Source organism: Actinomadura sp. KC06 (genome assembly GCF_004348735.1).
GTDB lineage: Bacteria > Actinomycetota > Actinomycetes > Streptosporangiales > Streptosporangiaceae > Spirillospora.
On sequence record NZ_SMKT01000303.1, the window covers coordinates 1 to 5,030 of the forward strand.

The 5,030-nt window shown below is 67.7% G+C and carries 5 protein-coding genes; all 5 read left to right on the forward strand.

What is annotated here, in order from left to right; all coding sequences use genetic code 11:
* Window positions 1-487 precede the first annotated feature (487 nt).
* Window positions 488-1,273, forward strand: a complete 786-nt coding sequence (locus tag E1287_RS41945; protein ID WP_131971493.1) for a glutamate ABC transporter substrate-binding protein — start codon at window positions 488-490, stop codon at window positions 1,271-1,273.
* A gap of 28 nt (window positions 1,274-1,301) precedes the next feature.
* Window positions 1,302-1,940: a hypothetical protein gene (locus E1287_RS41950; protein WP_131971495.1), complete on the forward strand. Its 639-nt coding sequence runs from the start codon at window positions 1,302-1,304 to the stop codon at window positions 1,938-1,940.
* Window positions 1,941-1,955: 15 nt separating this feature from the next.
* Window positions 1,956-2,993 carry an ImmA/IrrE family metallo-endopeptidase gene (locus E1287_RS41955; protein WP_243719817.1) on the forward strand — a complete coding sequence of 346 codons (1,038 nt, stop codon included), beginning with the start codon at window positions 1,956-1,958 and terminating at the stop codon, window positions 2,991-2,993.
* A gap of 163 nt (window positions 2,994-3,156) precedes the next feature.
* The gene (locus tag E1287_RS41960; protein ID WP_243719818.1) at window positions 3,157-4,038 is read left to right on the forward strand and encodes a helix-turn-helix transcriptional regulator; all 882 of its coding nucleotides are present in this window, start codon (window positions 3,157-3,159) and stop codon (window positions 4,036-4,038) included.
* A gap of 59 nt (window positions 4,039-4,097) precedes the next feature.
* Window positions 4,098-4,715 carry an alpha-ketoglutarate-dependent dioxygenase AlkB gene (locus E1287_RS41965; protein ID WP_131971499.1) on the forward strand — a complete coding sequence of 206 codons (618 nt, stop codon included), beginning with the start codon at window positions 4,098-4,100 and terminating at the stop codon, window positions 4,713-4,715.
* The last annotated feature ends 315 nt before the right edge of the window (window positions 4,716-5,030 follow it).

A 5,030-nucleotide genomic window follows, 5' to 3' on the forward strand; every position in this document is an offset into this window, starting at 1 on the left:
GGCTTGGGGGGTCGGTGTCGAAAGGGCGGCTGGTTGGTGGGTGGCCGTCTGCCAGAGGAATGGGTGATGTTCGTGGTGGAAAATTCGGGTGACGAGGTTGTTGGGCCGGATGCTGCGGGCGAAGGGCCGGCGAGTGAATGGTCCTGGTTGGGGCGTGGGGTTGCTTTGTTCACGCCAGTGTTCGCCATCGCGGCTGGGTGGCTGGCGGGGGCTGTGGCGCAGCTCGTTCCTGGGGCTCAGCTCAACCAGGATCAGGTGACCGCGTTCATGGTGGCGGCCACTACTGCGGCACTCGGGGCCGGGTGGAAGTGGCTTCAGGGGTGGCAGCAGCACGAGAGGGCGGTGACTGAGGGTAAGGCCACGCCAATCAGGAGCAGCCGGCAGCGGAGGTCGCGGGCTGCGAAGTGAGATCTGTGTCGTCCGGTGGTTGAGGGGTGGTCATTTGGTGTTCATCTGGTGATGTTGTTGCGGGAGTAGGCATGGCCGTGTGCGTGCTGTTCTGGCGGTCTTGTTGAGTGTCGTGCTCGTGGGGTGTTCGGCTGCGAGGGCGTCCGTTTCGGAGGACGATCTCATCGTGGTCGGGGTCAAGGCCGACCAGCCTGGGCTCGGGTTCAGGGAAGGCGGTGTCTTCCGCGGGTTCGAGGTCGATGTGGGGACGTACATCGCCCGGCACATCGGGGCTTCGCGGGTGGAATTCCGGGAGGTCAGGTCGGATAATCGGGAGCAGAAGCTGAACGGGCGCGAAGTCGATCTCGTGCTCGCCTCGTACTCGATTACGCCTGATCGGGCCAAGCTCGTCACGTTCGGTGGGCCCTACTATGTGGCGCACCAGGACATCATGGTGCGACATGGAGAGACTCGGATCCAGAATGTGCGTGACCTGGCGGGGCGGCGGATGTGTCAGGCCAGTGGATCGGTTTCCACGGAGCGGGTCGTCAAGGGGCTGAGTATTGCGGCGAGGCTTGTCCCGGGGTCTTCTTATAGCGACTGTGTGGCGAAATTGCGTGGTGGGATGGTTGACGCTGTTTCCACCGGAGATTTGGTGTTGGCCGGGTTCGCGGCGCAGGATCTGAAGATCGTGAACGCGCCGTTCACCGACGAGCGGTACGGGGTCGGGCTGCGAAAGGGCGACGTCGACGGGTGCGAGGCGGTGAACCGGGCCCTCACGACCATGTATCAGGACGGGACCGCCGGTCAGTTGCTGCGCAAGTGGTTCGGGAAGAGCGGGATCGCGCTGGTCGGAGAGGTGCCGCAGTTCGAGGGCTGCTCATAATGTCGGTGCCGCTGCCTAGAGTGGGCGGGTGGCTGAGGACAGGGTTGTTTGGGACGAGCTCTTGGCGGCCGGCTTCCTGCATGCGCTGCGGGACGCGCACCGGGACGCGACGCTGGCCGTCCTGGGGTCCCTGAGCCGGGCGGCGGGGTTCACGGAGCGGTCGTACGGGGTCAGCGCGTTCGACGTGCTGGCGACGTGGATCGACCGGGTCTTCGAGGACGAGCCGCAGGTCGTCCGGGACGATCTGAACGGCTCGCCCGGGTGGCGCTACGGGCCGTACCGGGTGCTGCTGAAGCGGCACGAGTTCGGGAACGTGCGGGGCATTCGGTGGGATCGCGACAGCCCCACCAAGCAGGCCGTGGCGCGGCAGGGATATACCGAGGATCCGCAGCTGGAGTTGCCGCTCGGGATCCAGCGCGACACGCCCGGGGTGGTGACATTGGTGCTCGCGCACAGCGCCACCGACGAGCCGCTGGAAATGGAGCTTTTCCTGGGGCGGCCCAGGTGGAACGCGGACGGAGGGACGGCCTGGCACTGGGTGAAGGAGCTGGACGACGCCATTGGGCCCGATCCACGTCGTAAGCTCGTCGAGCGGACGATGCCGTTGTGGGACGACGGGGAAGCCGACGTCCCGATGCGGCTCCGTGGGGAGACGAAATCGGCCTAGCAAAGGGTGGCGCGGGTGCTGTTCGACTGCGAGCGGCTGACGCTTGCCCGGCGGCTCAGGGGGTTGCGTAAGAATCAGGTCGCGCAGGCGGTCGGGACGACGCCGAAGGCGATCGGGCGGTACGAGGCCGGGGTGCAGGCGCCCGAGGAACCGATGGTGCGGCGCCTGGCGATCGCGCTCGGTGTCCCCGTGGAGTTCTTTCAGCGCGGGCGGAGCCGTGCCTCGCTGGACGGGGCGCATTTCAGATCGCTGAGGTCGACGAGTCAGATCGAGCGGGATCAGGCGCTCGCCTATGGACGGATCGCCACCGACGTGGTGGCCGCGCTAGAAGACCTCGTCGATTTCCCCGAGGTCGATCTACCGGAGTACGCGGTGTCGCCGGACGAGATCGCCGGAAGCGGCCCGGTAGAAGCGGCTCGGGTCGCGAGAAAAGCCCTGGTCGGAGAGCCGGGACCGGTTCCGCATGTGGTGAGGCTGCTCGAAGGGCACGGAGTGATCGTGCTCGTCCTGCCGGGGGCGGCGGAGCGGGTCGACGCGTTCAGCGTCGGCGTCCATCCGCGGCCGATGGTGTTCTTCAATCCGGCCAAGGGCGATTACTGGCGCAACCGTTTCGACGCCGCCCATGAGCTGGGGCACTTGGTGATGCACGCCGACGCGGAACCCGGGGAGAAAATCGTCGAGGATCAGGCCCACCGCTTCGCGGCGGAATTCCTGATGCCCGAGGACGACATCGGCAGTGAATTGCCGGCGAGCGCCGACTGGGAGCGGCTGGCCGAATTGAAAGTGGCGTGGGGCGTCAGCATGGCGGCACTGCTGTATCGGGCGCGCACATTGAGCGTCATGAAAGAGGCCGCGTACCGGAACGCGATGAGCGTACTGAGTTCGCGGGGATGGCGGCGTCAGGAGCCGGGGCCGGCGAAGGCCCTTGAGCAGCCGACAATGCTGACCCGCGCGATCGAGATCGTCGCCACGACGGGCACCGACCGCGACCGCGTTGCCGAACGGGCGCGGGTGACGAGAGCTGATCTCGATCTGCTGGTTCCTCCGCGCTGACGCCGGGAAAGTGGAACGATCCTGCCTGGTCGTTCACAGACAATGATGTGATTTGTACACCAGGTCGGTGGTTACATACCTCTGACCGGAGGTCGCCTGCGCGTCCATCTTGCCTGTGAGACGCTCCGAGAGTTGTCGTGACGTACGAGACGCTGGAGATCTTGTGCTTGACAATCGGCAGGACGCCGCGCGCGCGGCCGGCCCGACAGCGTTGCGCATGCAGATCGGCGCGCGGCTGCGGCGGTTACGGGAAGAGAAGGGCATCGGGCGGGCGGAGGCGGGGGCGGCGATCCGCGGGTCGGCGTCCAAGATGTGCCGGCTTGAGCTCGGCCGCCACGGATTCAAGGTGCGGGACGTCCTCGACCTGCTCGACCTCTACGGCCTGGACGACGAGGACGAAAGGAAGGGCTTCGTCGAACTCGTCCTGGAGGCGAAGAAGCCGGGCTGGTGGCAGAGCTACGGCGATGTGGTGCCGACCTGGTTCGAGCAGTACGTCGGCCTGGAGCAGTCGGCGGCGACGATCCGCAGCTACGAGGTGCAGTACGTCCCGGGGCTCCTGCAGACGGTCGAGTACGCGCGGGCGGTCATCGGGCTGGAGCACCACCACGCCGCGTACGACGAGCTCGACCGGCGGCTCAGGGTGCGGATGACCAGGCAGGACATCCTGCTCCGTCCCGTCGCCCCGGTCAGGTTCTGGACGGTGATCGACGAGGCGGCGCTGCGCAGGCCGATCGGCGGGAACGCGACGATGCGCGCGCAGGTCGAGCACCTGATCGCCGTGGCGGAGCGCATGCCCAACGTGAAGGTGCAGCTCCTGCCGTTCTCGGCGGGCGGTCATCTCGCGCTCGGCGGCCCGATCACGGTCATCCGGTTCGCGGAGCACGACCTGGACGACGTCGTCTACCTCGAACAGCTGACCGGCGCCCGCTACCCGGAGGGCAGGGAAGCCGACCGCTACAAGGAGATCATGGATTCGCTGGTCATCCGCGCCGCCCCTCCCGCCCGCACCGTCGCGCTCCTCAAGGACATGCTGGACGACTTCTGACGTCCCAGCCCGACCCCCGACATCGAACACATGTTTGGCTTGGCGGGTACAGTGAGGGCATGTTCCAAGCCTCGCTGCTGGACGAGACGGACGAGCGCGGTCCGCGTCCGCTGAGTTCGGCGCGGCGCACACGGCTGTCGCATGGCGCCTGGGTCGACGTCCTGCCCGGCTGGATCCCGGGGGCGGACGCGCTGTTCGAGCGCCTTCACACGTCCGTTCCGTGGCGCGCGGAGAGCCGGCGCATGTACGACCGCGTCGTGGACGTGCCACGGCTGCTGGCGTTCTACGACGAAGGCGACGTCCTGCCCGATCCCGTCCTGGACGAAGCGAAAGCCGCGCTCGACCGCCACTACGCGGAGGAACTCGGGGAGCCGTTCCGCACCGCCGGGCTGTGCCTGTACCGGGACGGACGCGACAGCGTGGCGTGGCACGGCGACAGGATAGGCCGCGGCGCCAAGGAGGACACGATGGTCGCGATCCTGTCGGTCGGGACGCCGCGAAGCCTGCTCCTGCGCCCGCGCGGCGGCGGCCGGACGATCCGCCACGAACTCGGACACGGCGATCTCATCGTGATGGGCGGGAGCTGCCAGCGCACCTGGGAACACGCGATCCCCAAGAGCACCCGCGCAACCGGCCCACGAATCAGCATCCAGTTCCGCCCCCGCAACGTCCGCTAACCCCTAAGCCCCGTCCCAAGCAAGCCCACCCTGCAATCCCAGACGAGCCACAGCCGACCGAGCCATAACCAGCCAAAGCTCGGCCACGCAAGACGCCACCCGCCGGGCACGGCCCAGCAAGACACGGCCCGGCCAGACACGACCGGTGAGACACAACGGGCGAGACACGACCAGTGGGAGCCGCTCCAGCGAGACACGGCCCGGCTCGGCCAGACACGACCGACCAGAACCGAACGGTGGCCCACGGGCGGTAGGACACCGGCGGTAGGACACGGGCGGTGGGGTGAGGGCGGGTGGACGGTGACGGGTTGGGCG

Coding starts and splice junctions, on each gene's coding strand:
- E1287_RS41965 (WP_131971499.1), top strand. CDS start 4,098: ATGTTCCAAGCCTCGCTGCTGGACGAGACGGACGAGCGCGGTCCGCGT.